At 43.2% G+C, this 20,993-nt stretch carries 18 protein-coding genes; 6 read left to right on the forward strand and 12 right to left on the reverse strand.

The window, feature by feature from the left end; genetic code table 11:
* Window positions 1–62 precede the first annotated feature (62 nt).
* Entirely contained in the window at window positions 63–914 is an 852-nt protein-coding gene (locus tag IGI88_RS03660) for a MurR/RpiR family transcriptional regulator (RefSeq protein ID WP_429960215.1), read from the forward strand.
* A gap of 257 nt (window positions 915–1,171) precedes the next feature.
* On the opposite strand, the gene IGI88_RS03665 is transcribed toward IGI88_RS03660, so the two are convergent.
* From IGI88_RS03665 to IGI88_RS03675, 3 genes are all read right to left on the reverse strand, one after another.
* Complete coding sequence (locus IGI88_RS03665; RefSeq protein ID WP_008380564.1) at window positions 1,172–1,543, reverse strand: YccF domain-containing protein; 372 nt, start codon at window positions 1,541–1,543, stop codon at window positions 1,172–1,174.
* A gap of 160 nt (window positions 1,544–1,703) precedes the next feature.
* Entirely contained in the window at window positions 1,704–2,768 is a 1,065-nt protein-coding gene (locus tag IGI88_RS03670) for a DUF1002 domain-containing protein (protein WP_008380562.1), read from the reverse strand.
* Window positions 2,769–2,945: 177 nt separating this feature from the next.
* On the reverse strand, window positions 2,946–3,959 hold the full coding sequence (locus tag IGI88_RS03675) for an acyltransferase family protein (RefSeq protein ID WP_144330909.1): 1,014 nt from the start codon (window positions 3,957–3,959) through the stop codon (window positions 2,946–2,948).
* Between the two features lie 235 nt (window positions 3,960–4,194).
* On the opposite strand from IGI88_RS03675, the gene IGI88_RS03680 reads away from it, so the two are divergent.
* Window positions 4,195–4,986, forward strand: coding sequence for a helix-turn-helix domain-containing protein (locus IGI88_RS03680; RefSeq protein WP_429960216.1), 792 nt, complete (start codon window positions 4,195–4,197; stop codon window positions 4,984–4,986).
* Window positions 4,987–5,032: 46 nt separating this feature from the next.
* Here the strand turns inward: IGI88_RS03680 and IGI88_RS03685 are convergent, their stop codons facing one another.
* Window positions 5,033–5,701 carry a CPBP family intramembrane glutamic endopeptidase gene (locus tag IGI88_RS03685; RefSeq protein WP_144330908.1) on the reverse strand — a complete coding sequence of 223 codons (669 nt, stop codon included), beginning with the start codon at window positions 5,699–5,701 and terminating at the stop codon, window positions 5,033–5,035.
* Window positions 5,702–6,097: 396 nt separating this feature from the next.
* Between IGI88_RS03685 and IGI88_RS03690 the strand changes: the two genes are divergently transcribed.
* From IGI88_RS03690 to IGI88_RS03705, 4 genes are all read left to right on the forward strand, one after another.
* The gene (locus IGI88_RS03690; protein ID WP_016612782.1) at window positions 6,098–7,072 is read left to right on the forward strand and encodes an ABC transporter ATP-binding protein; all 975 of its coding nucleotides are present in this window, start codon (window positions 6,098–6,100) and stop codon (window positions 7,070–7,072) included.
* Window positions 7,069–7,872 (forward strand): ABC transporter permease, encoded by an 804-nt coding sequence (locus IGI88_RS03695; protein WP_061053220.1) that lies wholly within the window; start codon window positions 7,069–7,071, stop codon window positions 7,870–7,872. The genes IGI88_RS03690 and IGI88_RS03695 overlap by 4 nt, the downstream gene beginning before the upstream one ends.
* Window positions 7,873–7,877: 5 nt before the next feature.
* Entirely contained in the window at window positions 7,878–8,651 is a 774-nt protein-coding gene (locus IGI88_RS03700; protein WP_061053221.1) for an ABC transporter permease, read from the forward strand.
* A 222-nt stretch (window positions 8,652–8,873) separates the two neighbouring features.
* On the forward strand, window positions 8,874–9,041 hold the full coding sequence (locus IGI88_RS03705; RefSeq protein ID WP_005234033.1) for a hypothetical protein: 168 nt from the start codon (window positions 8,874–8,876) through the stop codon (window positions 9,039–9,041).
* A gap of 532 nt (window positions 9,042–9,573) precedes the next feature.
* Here IGI88_RS03705 and IGI88_RS03710 read toward each other — a convergent pair.
* The 8 genes from IGI88_RS03710 to IGI88_RS03745 form a co-directional block, all read right to left on the reverse strand.
* On the reverse strand, window positions 9,574–12,489 hold the full coding sequence (locus IGI88_RS03710; RefSeq protein WP_429960217.1) for an FAD-dependent oxidoreductase: 2,916 nt from the start codon (window positions 12,487–12,489) through the stop codon (window positions 9,574–9,576).
* 138 nt (window positions 12,490–12,627) lie between these two features.
* Entirely contained in the window at window positions 12,628–13,467 is an 840-nt protein-coding gene (locus tag IGI88_RS03715; RefSeq protein WP_034878349.1) for an SDR family NAD(P)-dependent oxidoreductase, read from the reverse strand.
* A gap of 87 nt (window positions 13,468–13,554) precedes the next feature.
* Window positions 13,555–14,223, reverse strand: a complete 669-nt coding sequence (locus IGI88_RS03720; RefSeq protein WP_086332675.1) for a hypothetical protein — start codon at window positions 14,221–14,223, stop codon at window positions 13,555–13,557.
* Window positions 14,224–14,235: 12 nt separating this feature from the next.
* Window positions 14,236–16,356 carry a hydantoinase/oxoprolinase family protein gene (locus tag IGI88_RS03725; protein ID WP_429960218.1) on the reverse strand — a complete coding sequence of 707 codons (2,121 nt, stop codon included), beginning with the start codon at window positions 16,354–16,356 and terminating at the stop codon, window positions 14,236–14,238.
* A gap of 17 nt (window positions 16,357–16,373) precedes the next feature.
* Entirely contained in the window at window positions 16,374–17,702 is a 1,329-nt protein-coding gene (locus tag IGI88_RS03730) for a citrate transporter (RefSeq protein ID WP_081117888.1), read from the reverse strand.
* A gap of 115 nt (window positions 17,703–17,817) precedes the next feature.
* A complete protein-coding gene (locus tag IGI88_RS03735) occupies window positions 17,818–19,101 on the reverse strand; it encodes an MFS transporter (RefSeq protein ID WP_429960219.1) in 1,284 nt (427 codons plus the stop codon).
* 87 nt (window positions 19,102–19,188) lie between these two features.
* Complete coding sequence (aroE, locus tag IGI88_RS03740) at window positions 19,189–20,037, reverse strand: shikimate dehydrogenase (RefSeq protein WP_429960220.1); 849 nt, start codon at window positions 20,035–20,037, stop codon at window positions 19,189–19,191.
* Window positions 20,038–20,067: 30 nt separating this feature from the next.
* Window positions 20,068–20,919: a sugar phosphate isomerase/epimerase family protein gene (locus IGI88_RS03745; RefSeq protein WP_005234024.1), complete on the reverse strand. Its 852-nt coding sequence runs from the start codon at window positions 20,917–20,919 to the stop codon at window positions 20,068–20,070.
* Window positions 20,920–20,993 lie beyond the last annotated feature (74 nt).

Raw genomic sequence — 20,993 nt, forward strand, 5'->3', positions numbered from 1 at the left:
TTTAAAAGAGGTAACGTAACAATACAAAGATGATAATGTTCATATAAAGGAGGTAACCGTCTTTGACTGTTTCGATTCGACTGCAAATAAAAACGCTTTATAAAGACTTAAGTCTCAAAGAACAAGCGATTGCCGACTACATTTTGGAAAATCCTAGTAAAGTCAGCCACAGTTCAATCAGTGATTTATCCAATGAATTAGGCATCGCTGATTCGACCTTTTTTCAATTCACAAAAAAACTCGGTTACAACGGATTTAAAGACTTCAAAATGGCAATGCTGATGCAGGAAAATGATTTTTCTGCCATTTCGATCCATGAAAATATCCAGAAGTCTGATAATGAATTGACTATGGCTCAAAAAGTATTTGATTCCAATATGACCACACTGACTGATACCAAAAATCTTTTAAAAGAAGAAGATTTAAAGATTGCTGCTGCAATGATCAATCAATCTAAACGACTTTTTTTCTTCGGCGTTGGTGGTTCAGAAATCGTGGCAACCGATGCCTATCACAAATTTTTGCGCTCGCCGATCACTGTTTTCCACAGCAGTGATTATCACATCCAACTGATGGAGGCTTCATTGTTGACGCCAGATGATTGCGGCATTTTTATCTCTCATACTGGAAAATCAAGAGAAACCATTGAACTAGCTCAAGTTGCCAAAAACAATGGTGCCAAAATTATCGTCATTACTAGCCATGCTGCTTCTCCTTTAGCCAAACTCGGCGACGTGGTTTTCATCTCTATTTCCGAAGAAACTGAGTTTCGCTCAGAGGCATTGGCATCCAGAATCGCTCAACTGAGCATCATGGATTCCCTCTATGTCATCTTAATGTTTATTAATCGAGACAAAGCACAACAATCGATTGCCAAAATTCGGCGCTCCATTTCAAAAATCAAAGAACCCTGAGAAGGGAAGAAAAAAACTTAACATTTTTCTGTGTTTCGCTAAATCTTTTGTGAATCACGGTTGATATGCAAAAAAACTTGTGTGTTTTTTCCTGTCCTCTTCTTTGGTTTCTTAACAACTTTTTCAGTTCTGAAATTCAACTGCGGTGAGCCTGCCAAAAATCTTGTCCCTTACTCTTGCTGATATTCGCAAAAAAACCACATCACAAAGCTATCCGCTCTGTAATGTGGTTTTTTAAGACTATTTTTTGGGGTAAATCAATAACGACTAGACACAATCTCTGCTCCAAAGGGCATCAACGCTAAGCGCGCCATTTTCAATGATTGCGCCGCAAATGGAATGCCGATGATCGTGATGGCTAGAAGGACTGCGCTAGCTAAATGTCCTAAAGCCAGTGGTATACCAGAAAAAATCAACCATAAAATATTGAGAATCACGGACACGCCACCGCCACGGTAAACGATGTCTTTCCCAAATGGTGCTAATGACAAAGTCGCAAACTTAAAACATTGCAGACCAATGGGAATGCCGATGATGGTAATACACCATAAACACCCAGCCAAAAACCATGAGATCGCACCGATCAAGCCGCCAAAGACAAACCAAATCACGTTGCCTAAAAAATTCATCTGATTGCCCTCCTTCTCTTTTAATAAAGACTGCTCCTGTTTTAGCAAAGAAAGCAGAGGACATCGTTAGCACTCAGATGTGCACTAGCGTCCCTGCTCCTTCCCCTGCGCTCTTCTCTTTTTTCTTAATACAAGCGAAATACGTTATTTTGTAAAATGCTTATTGTCCAGAATCAACCGTTGATTCGCTGCTGTTATTTGATTCATTTGAGTCATTGCCGAAGACACCGGTGATCGAAGACCAGATGCCGCTAAAGAAGCTCTTGATATTTTCCCAAAGGCCCTTAGAGGTTTCTTCGATTTGCTTGCGAGCTTCTGAAAGATCCAATTCTTTGATGAAGTCATCGAAGATATTGTTGTCTCGCATGTCGCTCATCAAAGAGGTCAATTCAGAAATTTGATTTTCCGTAACGATTCCTTCAAGTCCGTTGTCCTTCAAGGCTTTTTCTACTGTCTCTTGAATATCTGCTTGAGTCAATTCCGTACCATCTGCGGTTTGAGCAGCCAAATCGGTTTTCGCTTGTTCTTGCGCAGCATTCAAAGCTTCATCGGAATAGCCTTCTTTGTCTTTGTTCTCTTCGGTGATCGTAGAAAGCACATCCATCTCATCTTGAGCTACAGCTACTCGATTCTGATTGATGACGCCGCCTGATTCTTCAACGATTTTGTAAACCCCAGCTAAAGCACCGGAACCGTCGATCGGTACAGCAGAAGCAACCGTTAGCTTCGCATCAGTGATCCCTGCCGTCAGCGCCGCATTTTGATACTGGGCTGCGGTGATGCGGGTAATGTTATCTGGTGTCGCGATATCGACAGTGATTCCTGCCCCGCTTTCTAGCGTCTGCATTCTGACCGAGCTATAGACCGCCCAATCTGCGGTAAAGCCACCATCGGGAATGTATTTCATCAAGTCATTACCGTTTGTCGTATAAATCGGTGTTTCGCCTTGGATGCCTAAGCGCTCAAGTGTGTAGTCTTCTTGTGCTTTCGTCAAGGCATTTCCGATCGCCACAGCATTGACTTGCAAACGATCTGAACTGCTGTCAGAGGTACTTGTTTGACTGTCGGTAGTGGCTGTCGTTGCGGTAGAACTGCTTGTTGCAGTGGAACTGCTCGTCGTTGAATTGGTTTCGTCAGCAAAAACTTGTGGTGCTGCTAATAAAACTTGGCTAGATACCAAGAGAGTCGCTAAAATCATCGCTGGTTTTCGAGTCTGTTTTTTCATCACTATATCCTCCAAGTGTTGATCTCTTTTTCAGGGATTTTCCCCTCTTACTGCTGTTATTGTACTATAGGTTTTCTTGCAAAGCCTACGTCTAGGGTCTGAAATGAAGAAAAACTTAGAACTCTGCTGCTATTTAAAAAAGGCGCAATTTGGTATTATCCTTGGTACAGCAATACTTTAGGCGCTTTTCTTTTCATCAACTGTTTTTTTAGCAAACCCAACAGCATAGGATTTTAAACGGCTGCCCACTTTCCTCAAGCCGAGAAAGGCTCCCGTTAAAACTATCGTATAAAAGAACAACGGAAACCCTCCTAGTGAAAAAAAGACTTTCCCAGATTCCAGAAACAGCGGGTGACTCAGAAAGATCAATCGACTAGCCTCAGCTGCTTGTTTTGCTTGCCAAGTCCGCTTTTGTGGTTGCTGCTTGATCAGCCAAGCAAGGAAAAAAAGAGTCGTCGGCACAAAGAACAGCATGAAATTCTTATCGTCCCCCTGATTGAGATACACCAGTCGACCTTCAATGCCTAATAAGCAAAGAGAGACCGCGAATTTTCTGCCAAGATGCTTCGTGAAAAAAGGACGTTTCTGGTGTTCACCTAAACAAAACCCGCACAGCAAAAAAAGAAACCCATAAAAAAGACCGTTTCTCGTTGTAAAAAATAGGGTCCGATAATTTTGATAAAATACCAATAAAGGTCCACTTAAATAACTGCTGTACGTTTCAAGACAGCCAATCAAATACAAACTGATCGCCAGTAAAAACTGCCACCGATAGCCAAGAAAACGGGTTTTCCTTACTAACCACATGCCAAAGAGCAACGCTGGAAAATACCAAAGATGGTACCAGACCCCTACTGTTAAAAAGCCAGCAGCCAAACCGATGACCCGTAATGGATCGGCAAGATTTTGCTGTCCTAAATAAAACCAACCTAAGGGAAGATACACGATCGACCAACGCAAATAAAGCTTGAGTTGTCGTTTGCACCATTGCTGCCATGAACAGGTGCTCTTTTGAAAAAAATAGCCATTCAGCAGCAGAAAAAAAGGAACCGCCAAACGACATAAGAGACTCTTTAACAAAAAATGAAGCCCGTTGTTTTCTGCCAGTCGACCACAGTGAACGAGAATCACCAGTAAGGAAGCGAAGAATTGGGTATAGCCAATTGGAACCATAAGGTGTTTTGTCTTCATTCGATCGTTTCTCCTTTCTCCGTCAAATTTGATCAAACATACTTCACTCTACTGGACCTTTCTTTTTCTGACCAGCACTGAAAGCTTCCAGAATAGAAAGACAGTGCAACAAGTAGAAACATTGATAAATAAAGGATGTTACCCTTTGTTGCATCGTTAATTTCATAGATCCTCGTTCGCATAGAAAAGAGTTTGCTATAATATATAAGAAGAATGATGGAGGCAAAACAGACACATGGATATTGGGAAAATTATTAAAGAAGAACGCACCAAACGAAATCTCACGCAAGAACAATTGGCGCAGGAATTTTTTGTCACTCGGCAACTGATTTCAAAATGGGAAAACGGCAAGAGCTATCCTGATCTAGACCAAGTAGTCAAACTGAGCAACTATTTTGAATTGACCTTGGACTATTTATTAAAAGAAGACAAACAGATGGTCCAAGAACTCAATCTGACCACCCACCGAAAACGAATTGGCCTCGTATTGATCGCCCTTTTGACTGTTCTCAGTATTAGCTTAAGTACGATTTTGCTGGCAGGATTTTGGATCGATCCAGTCTTTTTCACAAAAGAAGACCTAACGATCACTTCTATTAAAAAGTACCACTTGCCTGCCACTGAGATAACGAATCAGGAAACCGAACAAGTGATTCAGCTGCCTGAAGATACGGAATACTTGATCACTTATACGATCGATCGGCCAATGGTAAAAACGGGCCGTCTATCGGGTTATAAAGAATACAGCAGCGAAAATGCCAGCCAATTAATGGTTTCGGGTTATCACGGTTTTCATTTTGGCACGCAAACAAGCAAAATCGTCATTCGCAGCAATCGCGAAGACAATTTAGCTGCACCAGAATTAAATGCAAACAAGGATCTTTATCTTCGTAATATGAATAAAGCGCGCGCCTATCAAAAATCTGCAGCAGGTGACGCATTTTCTATCGAAGACGAAGGCGATCTCCTCTTTACTGCAGAAGAACTGGAACAATTACCCTTTGAACAAGGACAACTGCCAGAGTAAACAAAAACCACCGAATCGTTTTGATCGGTGGTTTTTTGCTGACTTCTTAACCTAACAAGATCATTGCGATCGCCGCCAAGGCATTATTGAGAAAATGCATGGCGATGGCTGTTTCTAAGCGCTTGGTTTTTACATAAATCAACGCCATGATCAGCCCCATAGCACCGTAGATCAAAAACTCGACCAGATTGGTGACGGAATGGATGATACTAAAAACGGCTACACTTGAAATGATCCCGACTATCGGGTATTTCTTGAATAAAAGGCCGATAAACCCACCACGGAAAACAATTTCTTCCATGATTGGCGCCGCCACAGCGATCAATAGGAAGATCAAAAGCGGATTTTCGCCTGTAAACAGTTCCCCTAACAATGCATCATTCGCGGTCGCCTCTTGATCGGATATATGCTGCAGATACATGGTACCACCAACAGCAACGAATCGACCTAAAACAAAACCACCGATGATCCATAGCCAGTTGCGCTTCGTTGACCAGCCAAAGTCAAAGGTGGCAAGTCCTAGCTTCCGAGCCAAATACATCAGTAGGCCAATGTTTGCCAAAAGCAAGGCAATCAACCCGTAGCTCATCATCGCAGGAATCCTCGGCTCTCCTGCTTCCAAATAATAGATTTTTACCACACTGAATACGGTCATCCCTACTTGACTTAGTAAGAATAAGCCAATCAAAATAAATAAGTTCTTTACTGCTTTCATGCTCTCCTCCATTGTTTGCTCATTGCATTTTGCAGGATTGGGTTACGACAAATCATGACACAGTCCATCACTTGGTTCCCCATATATCCAGAAACTGCTTAGCCGCTATCGGCTTGTTTCTAATGATACTGAGTTTCCTCAGTATTTACAACAAATAAAAAATAAAAACAGTTATTTTGCGTATTTTATCCAACAAACCACGTTTTTTCTTTCGCTGCCCTCAAAAAAATATAAGTAGTGTTTGAAAAAAGCGCTCTCTTATGCTACACTGTTCCTACTTTTGTTTGGCTGACGAACCGCTGCCCCAACCATGTTCGTTTGGACCAACTCGTTGCGAGTATTCGATTTCGAATGCTCTTTTTGTCGCGTTTGTCAAAAGAAAGTGAGTGAATCCAAATGATCCAAGTAGAACACCTCAGCAAGACCTTCCAAGTGTCCAAGCGAAAAAGCGGCTTTCGCCAAGCAGCCAAAGCATTTCTTTCTCGTGAAACCACCACCGTCCATGCGTTGCAAGACATCAGCTTTACCATCAATGAAGGCGAAATGGTTGGCTACATCGGGCCTAATGGTGCTGGAAAAAGTACCACCATAAAAATCATGTGCGGGATTTTGACCCCTGATCAAGGCATTTGTCACATCAATGGTCGTACGCCTTGGCAAGAACGTATTCAACATGTCAAAGACATCGGCGTCGTCTTCGGGCAGCGCAGTCAACTCTGGTGGGATGTCCCCGTCAATGACAGCTTTGATTTGATCCGTGATATCTACAAAGTCGACGCTGCTAGTTATCAGCGCAACCTAGAAGAATTAGTCACCTTACTAGATTTAGGTGAGATCTTAAAAACCCCTGCTCGGTCCTTGAGTCTCGGTCAGCGTATGCGCTGTGAGATCGCCGCCTCCTTACTCCATGACCCCAAAATCTTATTTCTTGATGAACCCACCATCGGTTTAGATGCTGTATCAAAGATTGCCGTGCGTCAGTTTATTAAAAAAAGAAACCAAGAAAAAGGCACCACAGTCATCCTGACGACCCACGATATGCAAGATATCGAGGCGCTGACACAGCGAATTCTGTTGATCGGCAAAGGGCAAATTTTGCTGGATGGTCGCCTCGATGAACTAAAGCATCGTTTTTCTGATGTCAAAACGCTGGAGATCGACTATCAAGGGAATGAACCTCATCTGCCAGAAAACGTCCAGCTGCTTCAAAAAGACGTTGGTCGCCTTGTTCTGAAACTTAATCCCAAAGAAGTGTCGGTCGCTCAGCTGCTCAGTCTGCTCAGCAATCAAGTCGAGATCACCGATTTGGCCGTTGCCAGTATCACGGCCGAAGAAATGGTCGCTAAGCTGTATCAGGAGTATCAAATATGAGGAAGTATCAGGCATTTTTCCGCATTCGCTTTATCAATACCTTGCAATACCGCTCGGCGGCGATTGCCGGGATGGCTACGCAACTAGCTTGGGGCTTGATGGAAATTCTGGCATTCCACGCCTTTTACCAAGCAAATCCTAGTGCCTTTCCCATGACCTTTCAACAAACCGTCTCCTATGTTTGGCTCCAGCAAGCCTTCTTGTCTTTATTTATGTTGTGGTTCTTTGAGGCAGAAATTTTCAATACCATCACCACAGGGACGATCGCCTACGAACTTGTGCGGCCGATGGATCTATACAATCGCTGGTTTTGCCAATCGGCTGCCAATCGCTTAGCAAAAGCCCTCTTGCGTTGCGGACCGATTTTTGTGATTGCCTTTTTACTGCCAGCACCTTATCGCTTGATTCTGCCAACAAACATCGTTGCCCTGTTCTTGTTTCTTTTGTCTATGGCGCTGAGTTTAGGTGTAGTGATCGCTATGTCGCAGCTGGTCTATATCTCGACTTTTTACACATTATCCTCCATCGGGGTGCGGATCGTCATCAGCTCCATCGGTGAATTTTTAGCTGGCGGGGTCATTCCTCTGCCTTTCTTTCCACAGCCTTTTCGCCAATTCGTGGAACTATTGCCTTTTGCTTCCATGCAAAACGTCCCGCTGCGAATTTACAACGGGGATCTGACTGGCTTTGCGCTTGTTTCAGCATTGCTCTTACAAGCGTTTTGGCTCATACTTTTGATCGTGATCGGAAAAATTTGGCTGCAGCAGGCACTCAAGCGTGTCGTTGTGCAAGGAGGTTAAGGAATATGGTTTATTGGCATTATTTTTGTATTCATCTCAAAAGTCAGATGCAGTATAAGGTTTCCTTTGTGTTAACTGCTTTGGGACAATTTCTAGGTTCCTTTACCGCTTTTTTAGGCATTTGGTTTATGTTTACCCGGTTTCATCAAGTGGATGGCTTTACCTTTGAGGAAGTCCTGCTTTCCTTTGCGACGGTTTTGTTTGCCTTTTCGATTGCGGAATGCTTCTTTCGCGGGTTCGATCTTTTTCCACAAATGATCAGTAATGGCGAGTTCGATCGGGCACTCGTGCGCCCTCGATCCTTGATCTTTCAAGTCTTAGCTTCCAAAATGGAGTTCTCTCGTCTCGGTCGTTTTATTCAAGCCTTGCTGTTGTTTGCTTATGCGATTCCCAATAGTGGAATTGCTTGGCATTTTGGAAATGTCCTGACTCTTTTTTTAATGATCGTCTGCGGCGCCCTCTTTTTCGCCCTATTGTTCTTAGTGTATGCCGCCATTTCCTTCTTTACGATCCAAGGACTTGAATTTATGAATATTTTTACCGATGGTGCCCGAGAATTTGGCCGCTACCCATTTAGTATCTACGGAAAACATGTCTTGCGTTTGTTGACCTACGTCGTGCCGATGGCTTGGTTTCAGTATTATCCGTTTTTGTATGTCATTGGTCGCGTAACTAATCCTTGGTGGATCTTATCACCGTCGGTTTGTCTGCTCTTTGCCTTTCCCGCCTTCTTCTTTTGGCGAGTAGGTTTGAAGAATTATATTTCTACGGGTTCGTAGAACAAGCAAGAAGCCCTTATAGACATCAATCATTGAAGACGCATCCTCTAATGATGGGTGCTCTTTTTCTTTTCGATAATTGTAAAATTGCTCAGTCGCTTTTTATTTGAGCAATCACGTCACTGATATACTGTAAATATTTATCCCCTTAAAGACAAAAACTGGCTAGGAAAAGCAAGCAATCTCTGGTAAGATAAATAAAAACGTAAAAGAGGACCAGTTATGGAATATTTAGCGATTTTACTTGTTTTCTTTCTATTGAATGTAGTGATACTTGTACTTGGATTGAAGAAGAAACGAATCATGCTGCTTTTTCTGTCACTCTCTGGTTTATTGTTGGTTTGCTTGATTGCCATTTCTTACGTTTTCTTCTATTCAAATACACTTTAAGTTGTCAAAAACACGGGGAGATGGCTACGAACCTACCGAAACAAACGAGGCTGTTTTAGTCATTACACCCGATTTAGAAGCTATTAGACACACACAATTTGTGTCCACCTTCAAACAAATCGCTGTTCTTTTGCTCTTTATCAAGTCTAGCGAAAGCAACATATGCACCTTTGATGTCGGTGATATCGTCCCCATCTTCGCAGCAACCTTTGTGGATGCCGTGCGTTCGCCGATCACTCTTCCAAGTCCGAGGTAGAACGATGTACCACTTATGTTTTTTTGCAAAGTAGATTGACAGTGGCTACAGGCGACCAATCAGTCGTAAACGACAAGTTTGTTAAAATCACACGAAAAAACCAGAACCCCCGAAAGGATCGTTCTGGTTTTTTTGCTGATTTGATTATCTAGAGAAACGACCTAAATCGCTCTGATTCTAGCCAAATTTCTGAAAGAGAATTATAGAAGGATTCTCCTAGCTGATCCGTCATCGACGCTGGTTTCTCAATTTAGCAATAAAGCGAAAAAGCGGATTCTACGCTTTTTTCGGTCTTTTCGTCATTTCCCAAACAGCTTCTGCTGCTAATTTCCCAGAAGTCAATGCCCAGGCATTATTGGCACCTGATGGAGAGTCTGATCCCATGACGCCTCCCACAACTTCACCTGCAGCATAGAGCCCTTTAATGGGCTGGTTTTGCTGATTCAAAACTTGCAACGAACGATTGACCGCTAACCCACCTAGCGTAGTCGCAAACCGAGGCTTTTGTTCGATAAGATAATAGGGACCTGCACCAATCGGTTCTTGCAAGTATTCAGGTGCACGGTGAAACTCTTCGTCGCTTCCTTGCGCTACCCAGTAGTTAAAATTATCCACTGTTTCGATCAGTTGTTCTACAGGCATCTGCGCTTTGATGGCTAACTGTTCTAACGTGGCAGCTTTAAGAATACGAGGTGTGGCCTTTCCTTCTTGCGCAATCCAACAAGCCAGCTCTTCACTGGTGATTCCGCCTTCTGCTACACCTTGGCTGAAATGCTCAAAGTGTTTGCCGTCTAGCAATAAATAAAGCATTGGCGAGCGTTGTCTTAATAATGCTTCTAATACTAGCTTATTGCTAGCTCGCTCATTTACTACCCGCTTTCCAAATTGATTCACTAGAATACCGTTTTCTTTCAACACGATCAGATTGCCACCAATCGTTGATTTCGCCACCCCTTGAGAAATTTCCAATCCATTGGGATAGATTTTTCCTTGATCCATCGCTCGCGTTTGTGCCTTTAAAGCAGGAATGGTTGCCATCAACAGACCATCGCCGGTGGCAGATTTTGGTCCATAATACAAAATTTGCTTGAATCTTTCCTTGAGTAAGGAGGCATTATTCCCATAGCCACCGGTTGTCATAATGACCGTTGGGGCATAGATCATATGAGTTTTCCCTGATTCTTCGACGGCTTTGACGCCTATGACATTATTTTGATCATCTACTAGTAGCTGTTGGGCTTTCGTTTGGAGCAAGACCTGAACCCCACTATTCTGTAGTGTTTTACGGACGGTCTGGGCAAATCCAGCGCCGCCCCCTTGATAAGCAAGTTCGCGATTTTTTTGATATTCTGGTAGGACGTGCAGCCCTTGCTTCATATCGTAGGCTACACCTAAGTATTCATGGACCCAATCTGTGGTTTCTCCTACGTTCTCAGCGAAAAGGGTCACAAGGTTTCGATCGTTCAGCCCATTCCCGTTTTCCAGAAAATCAGCCACCATTGCTGTCGGTGTATCATCTTTTACACCAGCAATCTGTTGTAGTTTCGAACCAGTCACGATTTGGTTTCCACCACTAATAGAGATCGCTCCACCCACAAAACTTAATTTTTCCAGTAAGATGACCTTTCGTTCTAACTGATCCGCTCGCAATGCAGCAGCAAGCCCAGCGGCGCCTGAGCCAATGATCACTACATCAACTGCTTCTTCAACCACTTCTTCTGACCAAGCCACGACTGGCTTTGGCCGTGCTTTGAGGACCTCTACATCGGCGCCTGCAAGTTTTACCGCTTCTTCCACCCCTGCGATCACCCCTTGACTGGAAGCAGAAGCACCAGAAACAGCATCGACATTCAGCGTTTGTCCTTCAATGATCTGTGCCGGAATTCTCGTAAAGACTAAATCAGATAAACCTTCAGATTCATTGCCTTTATCAATCGTAATCTTTTCAATCGTTTCCTTTGAAAAAGTCACTTGCATTTCAATCGGACTATTGTGTCCTTGGGCTTGTACAAGATATGTCCCTGGTTGGTAAGCGACTTTCCGCTTTTGGAGTTCTTTCAAGCGTTCATGCTTTTGTTTCTCCTCTTCTGGATCAATGACCATATCTTCCATAAACTGCCACAATGGTGTTGGGATTTTCAACTCACTTTGCGCATGACTAAGAGCAAAATGACGAACAACTTTCTTCTCGGCGATCATCTGAACCCAATTAGGTTCGACTAAAAATCCTTTCCCGATGGCAAGCAAATCGTAGCCAATTTTCAGTGCTGCTTCTGCGTCTTCTCGTTGCAAGATAGAGCCCACTCCTATAATCGGAATAGTCGAAAGTTCAGGCGAACGCATTGTTAAAAACTTCACAATTAATGGCTCGCTGCTCTCGTTATCAATAATAGAGCTTCGTTGGTACGTTCCCATTGAAAAATGAAGGTACTCTGGCTTGCTTTTCGCTAGTTGATTCAACAAGTACATCGTTTCTTCAAAACAAATCCCAGGCTTTTCCATTTCTTCTGGCGAAAAACGATAACCGATAACAAAGTCTTCAACCGATTCTTCTTGACGGACCCGCTGTACTTCTTTTAATACGGCTAATGTAAAGTGCGCTCTTTTTTCCAGACTGCCTCCCCAATAGTCGTTTCTGCGATTTGAGTGAGGCGAGAAAAATTGTTGGATCAAAAAGGTATTCGCACCATGTATCTCCACGCCATCGTAACCAGCTTTGATGGCACGCCTAGTCGCGTCTCCAAATCGTTGAATCATCGTTAGGATCTCATCATTACTCATTTCTTTCGGAACAGGTGCGTTTGGTCGTAACGCTGCGACGGGACTTGCGCAAATCGGTTGTACTCCACCATTGTACTCAGGCCATGCCATTCGTCCAGCATGATAAATTTGCAGGATCGCTTTTGAGCCTTTTTCTTTGATGGCTTTTGCTAATCTAGTGAGCCCAGCAATTTTCTTGTCTGTATCTACCCCGAGTGCTCCCGGAAACCCACGCCCATGTTCTTCGATAAAGCAGCTTTCTACGATCACTGCCGCAGCTGCACCGGCACGACAGCGATAGTATTCAATGATCTCTTCCGTTATTTCACCATCGTAAAAAGCAGATTGAGTTGTCATAGGTGCCATAACGAGTCGATTTTTAAGTTCAACGCTAGAAGATAGTTTGATCGGTTCAAATAATTCTTTTTTCATAAAAATCAGTTCCTTTCAAATGGCTTGCTTCGTCAGACCGCATGTATTAAGGCATCACGAAATACACCCATCTTTTTCGGACAAGTCGAAAAGATGAGTGTCTCCCCTGTTCAGTTATTACTTACTTCATTTCCCCATTTATTTTTGGTTTTCCGGCCGAGAATTGATGGCATACTGTTTACGCCCACCAGGTTTTGGTACTTGATCCCCCATCATGATCCCAAAACCGCCTTCAACACGTAATTCGTGCCCGTTCGTATAATCGGAACGTTCGCTGGCTAAGTAAAGGACTGCATTAGCAATGTCTTGCACATCGCCGATTCGCTTATTGGCAGTTAAACGTTTCCGCCCCTCTTCAACTTCTGGGTCTGCATAAAAGCTTGCGGATAAAGGTGTCTTCACAAAGCATGGCAAGACACAATTGCTGCGAAGGCCGTACTGCCCCCACTCTGCAGCCATTTGTTTCGACATCATATTAACTCCAGCCTTACTTGGGCTATACGCACCAGAATATGTTTCAGGGCTGATTGAGGCGATCGTTGAGACATGCACCATCCGCCCTGATTTTTGTGCGATCATCACTCGCCCGATTCTTTGAGAAACCAAGAAGTAGCCGTTTAAGTTGACGTCGATCACTTGTTTCCATTCTTCAAATGGTAGATCTTCAAGCAATGAAAATTTCAAAATAGCCGCTGTGTTTACCAAAACATCAATGCGGCCAAAATCTTCTTTGACCTTTTCTGCCAATGCATCTACCTGCGCTTCGATCGTCGAATTGCAGACATAACTGTTTACTTTCACACCGAATTGATCTGCTAGCTGTACAGCATAGTTGGCAAGGTTTTCCTCATGCAAATCAACTAATGCAAGTTGTGCGCCTTGATCAGCAAAGTCCTGTGCGATTTTTTTCCCCATACCACCTAAAGCGCCAGTAATAACTACGACTTCATTCTTAAGATTCAACCAAGATTGCTCCATCATTTATACCACCTCTAATATTGTTATATTCTTCACTAACAATATACCTTGATATGAGCAGAGAAACTAATTCTTTTTTTCCATTGATCAATAGCTTCTGTGAATGGTTTGTTCCTTTAACGCAGTCGTAACGAGCGCTTGAGCGAGCTCAGGATTTTTACAATAGATTATGCAGCTAGCAAGCAATGTAGGGGAATTTTCCAGCTGATAAAACGTCTGTACAAAAGATGCAGCAGCGATCTCACTCAAGGAATAGAGACGTGCCTGTTTTTTCAAAAAACCTATCTGATAGTGCAGTTGTCTTTGAATGGTCCAGAGATTTTTACGATATTCCAATACATGAAACACTTCATGCATGAAAACCAATTCCGTAAGTGTCGTCGCAGGAAGTAATCGGCTTAATTGCTGTGCTTCGATAAAATGCTGCGCTTGCGCCAAGAAATTGCGATCAATCATAATATGATCTGTTTTTTTATAGACAGCAAAGGTATAGCGCTCCTGTTGCGCTTGCGCTTCAGGCAGTTCATTGATCTTTAATGAATCAATGATTCCTTGTAATTCTTGAGGATGCTCTCGATACCAGCGGGCTTCTTGCTTACCTATGCTTTCAGCAGTTTCAATAAAGGACTCTGCCTGCGCAGGATCAACTTTGGCGTGAAGGGGGTCTTGTTTGAACAGCTGCAGGTGAGGATTGGTTGCTCGAGACCATAGGTGTAAAAATTGTTGGCAAAATTCTTCTACTTTCACGGATCTCATTCCTTCCTTGGCCTACTGCAAGCGGTTCGCAGCAATAATAATAATTTCTTCTGTACCAATCAACTGACTTAATTCAATATCGATCAACATCATCAATTGGGTATAGTCTGTCGAACTAAAATCAAAGAGACGAGGACCAGCACAAATATAAAAATCTGGTCGGATCACTAGATCACTTTGGTAGTTCGCCATACTTTCCCAAAGACGCGCGATTTGTTCACTATAACTTTGGATCGTCGTTTTCACGACGGCTGCATGGTCTCTTTGCACGCGAATAAACCCTCGATGATCAATGACACATACACGATCGCCTTTTTTTGTCGCTGCACCATAGATATAAAAATGTTCACTTGCAGCACAAGAAACCACGTTTTCTCTAGCAACTTGTAGCTCAGTAACAGCAATCTCTTGCGCTTCTTCACGAGTGATTTGATTCTGACGCTCAGCAGCCTGAGCAGCTGTGGCACCGGAAGCTCGCGCAGTGATTTTTTGCGTCTGAGGATCGATCTCAATATGGACTTCAATACTATCGGGTGTTGCCCCACTCTCGATCGCTAAAGTAGCGGCTTCTTGCTTGATTGCTGCAATATCGGCTTTTGTTGGATTAGGAACGATTCGTTCCACCACATCTTGAACCACCGATAATGCCACCCCAATTGATGAAATCACTTCGGCGTTTTCAGGTATCTTATAATTTAATGACAATTGTTTCGCCGCATGTTTGATCAGAGAAGAAACACCACCTCCAACTCCTACTAAGGTCATTTGATTTGGTTCTAATTGATACTTGCGGGCAAATGAGTGAATCACCGGCGCTATTTTTTGAACTGCTTGATTCAAAATTTGTTGTGCAACATCCTCCACTGTCGTTTCTAAGTATTCCGCTAAAGGTTGCATAGCTTTTCTGGCTGAATGGGCATTGCCATAAGAAAAATCATCCTTTGTCACATACCCCAAGACATTCGCAGCGCATGAATTCGTGATCGTGATTCGTTTTCCGTTAACGAGCTTGATTGCGACATAATCCGCTGGGTCACCTGCTTTGGGCGCATAAAGCTCCAGTTCTGGTCCAACGATCTCTTCTTCTGGCAGATACGTACTATATTCTAAACCAGCGATATGGGCACTTCTTGGTCCGACATCTACCACGCCTTTTTTGTTCACTCGAACCATACTGCCGCCAGCCACACCTAAGACGCGAACATCTAATGAATTGACATACGTCTTATGTCCTGCAATCTCTGAGTAATCAATGACTGGCCGACCATTTTTGATCACGCCAAGATTTGTGGAAGTTCCCCCCACTTCAAAATAGATCCCATTTGATGTTCGCAGATACATCAATGCCCCCATCACACTAGCTGCTGGTCCAGAAAGCATCGTTAGCACCGGTCGTTTTTTCATTTCAACGATGTCCATCAATCCGCCATCGCCACGCATGATCATCAGTGGTACATCCACACCTGCTTGGCGAACACTATTTTCTGTTGAATTTGCCGTTTCCAGCATCGTTGGCAAGATCGATGCATTGATTGCAGCAGTACGGGTTCTACGGGATAACCCATATAGTTTGGTCATTTCCGACGCCAAGGTCACTTCGATACCCTTTTGTTTCGCCACTTCAGCGATTCTTTCTTCTGTTTTTAAATCATCTACACCAAAAGCTGCTGAAGTCACAATGACTTGCGCCTGTGCTTGTTGCAGTTCTGCTAACGCCGCTTCGATCGTTGCCTTTGAAAGCTCTTTTTGAGGAATAAACCGCGCCACGACTTCAATACTTCTTCCCGTACCTAAATCAATATCTTTTAATGCCGTTTGCCACTTTGCTAGCCATCCTTCGACGCCGCCTTTCGCCGTACTGATAATGCCGACCTTTGCTACATCACCTTCTAAGAGTGCATTGGTGGCTTGAGTAGTACTATGAGCGACAAAGACTACTTCCTCGGGCTGGATCTGATTTTCGGCTAAACACTTGATAAATGAGGCAACCACGCCTTCTGCAACCCCTTGTTCACTTTTGTGGGTCGTTTTTACAGATGATTTTCCAATCACCTCTTGCGTGTCATTGTTGATTGCGACAGCTTTCGTATGGGTCCCGCCTACATCAATGCCAATTCGGACACTTCTTCTCATTTTCTTCACCTACTTTTTTAAATCGGGCTATATAACAGAAACGTCGCAACCTCAAGAATAAGCGAAATAACGATTCCTGGTAAAAAAGCGACTTTCATATAGTCTCTCGTGTTGATATTATTGAAGCCTAATCCCCAAGCATTCCAAGAAATGGTCAAATCAAAATGTCCCATGCCGATCATGTTGGAAATGAATAACGGATACAAAAAAGTCACTGGATAATTGGTTTGATTGCTGATCACTGCCAGCAATGCTGCGCCACAACCAATCAAAGAAAGGGGTCCGCGAAACCAAGTCAAGGGAGCTAAAAAACCAAAAAGCAGACAAAGCGCTAAGGGATGCGTCGGAATGATTCCTCCTAGCAATGATTCAAAATAAGGTGCAGCGAAGGTTGCAGCTGCATTGAACATTGCAAGAGTCATCCAAAAGGCAACTAAGGTCGCAGTATCTTTGACCCCATCTGCAAAAATACGGGTCAAAATCTGAGAATCTTTTCTGAACCCATCCTTTAAAACACCACAAATCCACAAGGCATAAAGACTCGCACCAATAAAACAAAAGATCACTGGAAATTGAAAGATGATGACTCCTACGACCGGTATAAAAGGGGTAAGTAACGCCAAACTAGGCACGTCATGGACTTTCGGTTCTTCTCCAACCGCCCAAGCATAGGTCAAACTTTCTACTCTCAAATACCCAATAGCAAAAATCGAAGAAACCAGAATCATCACAAAGAAAGCCAATAATCCAAACGAAAAATAATCATTATAGGTGTAATCAACCCCACCATTCACATTGCCAAAAAAGGCTTGATACTGTGTGAAATTGATTGGATTTAAGAAAACACCTGCTGCAACGGAAGCCGAAAAACTAAAGAATGCCACGACTTTAGGAATACCAATCGAAAATAAAATCGGCAATACGATCACGGCGATCGCGATGACAGATCCGGCACCTGACATGGATGAAAAGATAAAGCCGGTAATCAAATTGACAATTACTAGAATAATCGCTGGGCTATCCCCACCTAGTTCCACACTCTTACGAATGATAGTTGCCGCAATGCCCGTTTCCAACAATATCCTACCAAAGAATGCTCCTACAAAAATATTCATTTGTGAAGCCCCCCAGCGTTCTGGCGCCTGTTGATAGACCTGTGCCAGCATCTCGGTAAAAGGGAGGTTTTCAAATGCCGGATTGGGTGAAATGACATTCCCTATAAGCGGCAACAACACCCATAATGTTGCCATAACGATAAAACCAATCATCAGGTTATATCCTTTGATACAATAAAAAACCATGCCACCAAATGACACTACTAGTAATAAGCCAATCAAGCTATCCATACTTCTTCTCCTCCATACAATTTACGCCGTTTAAACCTGCAACCAGATACGCTAAGTCACCTGTTTAACAAAAGCGAAAAAGGAGGAAGTGGTTGGCCACTATCCTCCAGGACGTTTAGTCCTTTAACTTATCAAATGCACTATAGCCAAAAACTCTTTTGTGTTGCAGTAACAAATAAACCATCATGATGATCGCTAATATAGCAGCTGCAAGTAATAAGCCCATCATCAGAAAAATCGCTTGCGTTTCTCCTACAGACCGAGTCATGGAAGCAACGATGTAAGGCAAAAAGGTACTTGCTAAGCCCATCCAAGTATAGTAGATCCCGGTATTACGACCTTTTGGTCCAGGGCAAAACATTTGTCGTACCCCTAGCCCAGTTTGCAACGCCCCTCCGGCAGCAAAGAAGCCCAGGAATGCGATACTGATATAAATCACTACCACGTGTTGGATCACTAGGACCATCCCCAATGCAAGAGCGATAAACACCGTATCAATAAACAAGACTTTCAGTGGATTCCAACGCAATTTCCCCATCATCACTGCCCAAAACAAAACTGCCACCATTAAGCCAAAAGTATAGATCGATGTTAGCCCTGCTGACTGCATCTCAGTCAAACCAGCATTCGTCAACCCAAACGCTTTGGTATACTGTTGGGCACCGTACATAATAAACATACAGATAAAACCAAAGAACATTGTGAAGAAATTAACGATAACATTCGGCTTAACAAGCATCTTGGCTTTCATTGCCGCGATTTCTTCTTGAACTGCATTTGTTTCTTTTCCATCGACGGTAGCAGTCTTTTCTTTCATCATGTCATCATAAGCGAAGGGCGCGATTGCTGCTAAAATCGTGCAGACGATCGATAGGACTAACGGAATGATGATCCCCATTGATTGATTTCCAGAACTAATGAAATTTACCACAAGTAATGGATAAATGACTCCTGACAGAGAAACAAAAAACTTGATCCCAATCATCGCTGAGGCCGCATATTTCGGTGCAGCTTCTTGAGAAGCAGGATATAACGCAGCGTCCCAAAATCCAGAAGTCGCCACCCCTGCGATAAAGGCACAGACAGACGCAATCACCATGTTCGTCGTCAGTAATAACCCTAAAAAGCATAGCGTATACAAAATAGCACCCATGACCGCCATTTTTTTGCGTCCCACTTTATCCGAAATTTCTCCACCGATCCAGACGGTCAAAAATTTTCCTAATCCGGTCGCAGTGATTGCCAACGATACCGCAGCGGCTCCTGCAGAAGCATCGGTATAGCCCCATTTATCCGAAAAATAAGTCGCATTTTGGCTTAAAATAATGGCTTGAATTCCATGAGTGAAATAACACATATAAACAGTTGCCAGTGACAAAATATACTTTTTTGCTCTCATTTGTACGCTCCTTATAAAAGAACATCCAATTTTCCTACGAAAGTTCCCCTCAAGGTATTTCGTAGGAAACGGATACTCGGTCCCTAGTTAGTTTGCTTTGATAGGCAATTCTTTTCCAGTAAATAGTTTAAAGGCGGCTTTTCCTTGTCCGATAAGCATGCCTTTTCCACCTACAGTCTTACATCCCTTCGCGCTAGCATCTTTCAATAACTGGGTCATTGGTGGGTTATAGATCGCATCAGCCACCGTCAAATCTGCATGCAGTACCTCTGTGTCTGCAATCGGTGTCGCTGTATTTCCTTCACCCATTCCAACAGTCGTTGCATTCACTAAACAATCGGCTCCTTTTATTTTTTCAGCAAGTAACGCTTGATCCGTCAGATCATAAATATCAATTACTAGATCAGGGTAATATTCTTTGATACGGGCAACGGTCTCTTTGCCTTTTTCATAAAATGCATCTTTGATGTTGAAAATTGCAATGGAGGCTGCGCCTTCGATCGCCAATTGGACTTGGATCGCGGTGGCAGCTCCACCAGCTCCGATCACAACAAATTTTTGATCTTTCATTTTTACATCGTGTGCTTGCAGATTATCAACAAAGCCGACACCATCGGTAATATGGCCGACGAGCTTGCCTTCATCATTGACGATAGTATTGATGGCACCAACCATTTTTGCAGCGGGGGTCAATTCATCCATGTATTCTGCCGCTGCCGTCTTGCAAGGCATCGTGACATTTCCACTCATTTTGAAGGTTCGAAATGCCTCGATCGCCTGGGCGACTTGGTCTTCTTTAATGTCAAAAGCTAAATAAACTGCATCGATATCAAGCTGGTCAAAGCCATAATTATACATGGCTGGCGAACCAGAATGCCCAACAGGTGTACCGATCAATCCTAAGAGCTTCGTTTTTCCCGAAATTTTTTTGCTCATCGTATTTCCTCTTTTCTATTTGATTTTTTTTTACGCAAGCAATTCTGGCCATGCGTTTTGGATCACTTCAATACTCGTTTTGTAATTTTGCTCTGCTGCTTTTTGATAGCCTTGACTTAAAATCGGATCAGAAATCACTTCCGTGCCTACAACACGAGGCTTGATGCCGTGTGCTTTTAGTGCCCGTAAGAAGCCTTCGGTATCACCCCATCCTGTTCCTGGACATAAGCGATCGTGCATCGACTCATCCCGTAAGATCGTATCAGGATATCGTCTTTCTAAAACATCACAAATTTGGATCGAAACAACTTTCTCCGCTGGGACCCCTTCCAAGTCAGCTGCTGTCATGTTGGCTCTCGCCCAGTGCCATGTATCTAGGATCAGCATCCCATTTTCACAATCTGCCTCTTTGACAATATTCCATGCACTAGCTAGATCAGGAACACCGCTATAAGGCATGAATTCTAACCCAATGACTAATTCTTTTGCTCGTGTACATAGTTCTTTAAAGGCTTGGATATGAACCTCTGCTGGGTATTTTTCCATTAAGCCACAATTGATGTGCCCAACACCAAACAAACGTGCCATATGATAGATCGTTTGCTCTTTAAATTGTTGCAGCAGTGTTTCCGGTGTTTCCATCGTTTTATTTGGATCAGCCCACAAGGTGATATATTCGACCTCGGTTACTTTCATGTCATGTTCTGCAAGAATTTCAAGCATCCGCTCATCAGAATAGCCTTGCTTCACAGCAAGCATATAGGTCTCCGCACGTAAACCGATCCCGTCGTATCCTGCCTCTTTCGCGATCTTCACTCTGTCTTCAAAATTAATCTCTGTCCCTAATGTGTAAGAGCTAATCGTCAATGGAATGTTTCTCATGTTATTTCCCCCTTTAAAAGTCTGTAAACAACTACTACTTGGTTTACAGCTGGAAATAAAAACACGAACTAAAA

This window comes from Enterococcus sp. AZ179 (assembly GCF_050498885.1).
Lineage (GTDB): Bacteria > Bacillota > Bacilli > Lactobacillales > Enterococcaceae > Enterococcus_D > Enterococcus_D entomosocium.

Bases quoted from the DNA above. Each gene is read 5' to 3' on its own strand.
- IGI88_RS03665 (WP_008380564.1), bottom strand. From the start codon at position 1,543: ATGAATTTTTTAGGCAACGTGATTTGGTTTGTCTTTGGCGGCTTGATC.
- aroE (WP_429960220.1), bottom strand. From the start codon at position 20,037: ATGAGCAAAAAAATTTCGGGAAAAACGAAGCTCTTAGGATTGATCGGT.
- IGI88_RS03710 (WP_429960217.1), bottom strand. From the start codon at position 12,489: ATGAAAAAAGAATTATTTGAACCGATCAAACTATCTTCTAGCGTTGAA.
- IGI88_RS03670 (WP_008380562.1), bottom strand. From the start codon at position 2,768: ATGAAAAAACAGACTCGAAAACCAGCGATGATTTTAGCGACTCTCTTG.
- IGI88_RS03675 (WP_144330909.1), bottom strand. From the start codon at position 3,959: ATGAAGACAAAACACCTTATGGTTCCAATTGGCTATACCCAATTCTTC.
- IGI88_RS03745 (WP_005234024.1), bottom strand. From the start codon at position 20,919: ATGAGAAACATTCCATTGACGATTAGCTCTTACACATTAGGGACAGAG.
- IGI88_RS03705 (WP_005234033.1), top strand. From the start codon at position 8,874: ATGGAATATTTAGCGATTTTACTTGTTTTCTTTCTATTGAATGTAGTG.
- IGI88_RS03700 (WP_061053221.1), top strand. From the start codon at position 7,878: ATGGTTTATTGGCATTATTTTTGTATTCATCTCAAAAGTCAGATGCAG.
- IGI88_RS03695 (WP_061053220.1), top strand. From the start codon at position 7,069: ATGAGGAAGTATCAGGCATTTTTCCGCATTCGCTTTATCAATACCTTG.
- IGI88_RS03690 (WP_016612782.1), top strand. From the start codon at position 6,098: ATGATCCAAGTAGAACACCTCAGCAAGACCTTCCAAGTGTCCAAGCGA.
- IGI88_RS03720 (WP_086332675.1), bottom strand. From the start codon at position 14,223: ATGAGATCCGTGAAAGTAGAAGAATTTTGCCAACAATTTTTACACCTA.
- IGI88_RS03685 (WP_144330908.1), bottom strand. From the start codon at position 5,701: ATGAAAGCAGTAAAGAACTTATTTATTTTGATTGGCTTATTCTTACTA.
- IGI88_RS03735 (WP_429960219.1), bottom strand. From the start codon at position 19,101: ATGAGAGCAAAAAAGTATATTTTGTCACTGGCAACTGTTTATATGTGT.
- IGI88_RS03730 (WP_081117888.1), bottom strand. From the start codon at position 17,702: ATGGATAGCTTGATTGGCTTATTACTAGTAGTGTCATTTGGTGGCATG.
- IGI88_RS03680 (WP_429960216.1), top strand. From the start codon at position 4,195: ATGGATATTGGGAAAATTATTAAAGAAGAACGCACCAAACGAAATCTC.
- IGI88_RS03725 (WP_429960218.1), bottom strand. From the start codon at position 16,356: ATGAGAAGAAGTGTCCGAATTGGCATTGATGTAGGCGGGACCCATACG.
- IGI88_RS03715 (WP_034878349.1), bottom strand. From the start codon at position 13,467: ATGGAGCAATCTTGGTTGAATCTTAAGAATGAAGTCGTAGTTATTACT.